Source organism: Brachyspira pilosicoli, assembly GCF_019402445.1.
Lineage (GTDB): Bacteria > Spirochaetota > Brachyspiria > Brachyspirales > Brachyspiraceae > Brachyspira > Brachyspira pilosicoli_B.
The window spans coordinates 1-2493 of the sequence record NZ_SRZM01000028.1; the positions used below are offsets into that span (position 1 = coordinate 1).

Consider the following 2493-nt stretch of genomic DNA (forward strand, 5'->3'; position numbering starts at 1 on the left):
TCTGTCCATAACTTATAATGCAATTTTTTTTGCCTTCTCTAATAATATGAGCCTTACCAATTTCAAACTTATCAGGTATTATACTTTTATCGCATTCTCTTATAGAAGACTTATTATATCTCATTACTGTAGGACCATTATATTTATAAGAAGCTATAAACATATCTTTAAAATCTTTTTCAGCTACAGGAGCCATTATTACTATGTTTGGAATAATGCTTAAAAATGAAATATCATATACACCTTGATGAGTATCTCCATCTTCTGGCACCAAACCAGCTCTATCAATCATAAACTTAACATTAGCATTCATTATACCAACATCATGTATAACTTGGTCATAAGCTCTCTGCAAAAATGTTGAATATAAATAAACATAAGGTATAAGTCCGCTCTCTGCAAGACCTACAGCAAATGTAACCGAATGCTGCTCTGCTATACCTACATCAAAATATCTGTCTTTAAAAAGTTTAGCGTATTCAGTAAGCCCTGTTCCAGATTCCATTGCAGCAGTTATTGCAATTATTCTTTTATCTTCTTTTGCAGCATCTACTATGCATTCTCCAGCAAGATTAGAAAAAGTTTTTGATGACTTCTTTTTTAATTCACCTGTTTCTATATCAAAAGGAGCAATACCATGAAACTTTGTAGGGTTTTCTTCTGCTATAGTATATCCCTTGCCTTTTATAGTATTTACCTGAACAATTCTAAGACCATGTATAGATTTCACTTTTTCAAATGTTTCAATAAGCTCCTCATAATTATGACCATCTACAGGACCAAAATATTTAAATCCAAGCCCGCTAAATGCTATACCAGGAGCAACAAAACTTCTTATAGCACCTTTTCCTCTATCTATAAACTCATTTGCAATATCCCCAAATGGAAGTGTGGAAACTAAATTTTTTAATTTATATGAAGCATCTTGAATAATGCTGTCGTTTAAAGTAGTATTTAAAAACTTTGAAATAGCACCTATGTTTTTACCAATAGACATTTCATTGTTGTTTAATATTATTATCATATCTTTGTCGGTATGTGCTATATTATTCATAGCTTCTAATGCCATTCCTCCTGTCATAGCACCGTCACCTATAATAGCTATAACCTCTCCGCTATAGCCTAATATCTTTTTGGCACTTGCTACTCCATAAGAAAATGAAAGCGAAGTTGAAGAATGCCCTGTTTCTTCTATATCATGTTCAGACTCTTCTCTTTTTGGAAAGCCTGATAAACCTTTATATTTTCTTAAAGTGTTAAATCTATTCTTTCTTCCTGTGAGAATTTTATGCGTATAAGCCTGATGCCCAACATCAAAAATAAAAGCATCTCTAGGAGAATTAAATAAATAATGCAAAACTATAGTTAAATCAACTACACCCAAATTACTTCCTAAATGTCCACCTGTCTCTGATACACTTTTTATTAAAAACTCTCTTATCTCTGAAGCTAAAATTGGAAGCTCTTCTACACTAAGTTTTTTTAAATCATCTATAGAGTTAATGTTTTCTAAATACATATATCCTCTTTAAATTTGTTTTTATTTTATTATATTAGTATTATAATTTTTTTCAACAAATTATCTAATGCTAAAAGGATTAAGTAAATAGCCATTTCTAATATAATTAATAGGTGTTAATATTATATAAGAAATTAGCATATTAAACATTGATATTATAAAAGAAAATATTAATAAAAGCGTATAAGCATCAATACAATTATTTATAAATATTAAAACGTTTTTTGGTATGCCTATATTAAATAATATTTTAATGAGTATCAAAAAAGTGTTTATAATGAGAATACAAGCAAACAATACAATAACACCTTTCCATGCATGCGATATATCTGCAGGACTTAATTCCATATGCGAAGCTATTGATATTGAAAGATAAAGAAATATCCAAAAACTTAATTGCTTTAATGAAGAATTAAGAAGAATATTATTTATTATATTTTTTGATATATAATAAATTGAATTAAATATATTAAAAAACTCATTATAAACAAAAGAAAAAATGCCGTATTTACTGCTGTAATTTATCTTTGGTATATTAAAAATATTCTCTTTTAACTCTGGCTGTAAAAGTATAAAAAGCAAATAAACAATAAAACTTCCAACTATAATTGGTGCTATGCCTATAAAAAAATTCCCAAGTTGCTGATACCAACTGCGAGAATCATAACTATGAAGAACGTAACCTATTGTATCAGATTTTGTATTAAAAAGTTTTATATCATCAATTCTATGCCTAAATATAATACAAAATAAAGCATGAGAAATTTCATGTATTGGAGTGCCTATCCAGCCTGTTATATATAATTCTGCCTTGCTTCCTAAAGTCTTTGCAAATAATCTTCTTGTTGTGTAAGAAATGAAATAAAGCAAAAATCCAAATATTATAACATTTCCGAATAATCTAATTAAATCTATTACAGTCTTTGAAACTATTATAAACAAAAAATAAAATACATCTTTAATCATTGTGTTAG

The 2493-nt window shown here is 28.1% G+C and carries 2 protein-coding genes; both read right to left on the reverse strand.

From position 1 onward, the window contains the following. The coding region (gene dxs / locus E6A48_RS01110; protein WP_219708164.1) for a 1-deoxy-D-xylulose-5-phosphate synthase at positions 1-1519 on the reverse strand (1519 nt) is incomplete at its 3' end. A 60-nt stretch (positions 1520-1579) separates the two neighbouring features. Then, positions 1580-2493, reverse strand: a 914-nt coding sequence (locus tag E6A48_RS01115; protein WP_258018504.1) for a hypothetical protein, incomplete at its 5' end; no start/stop codon positions are given.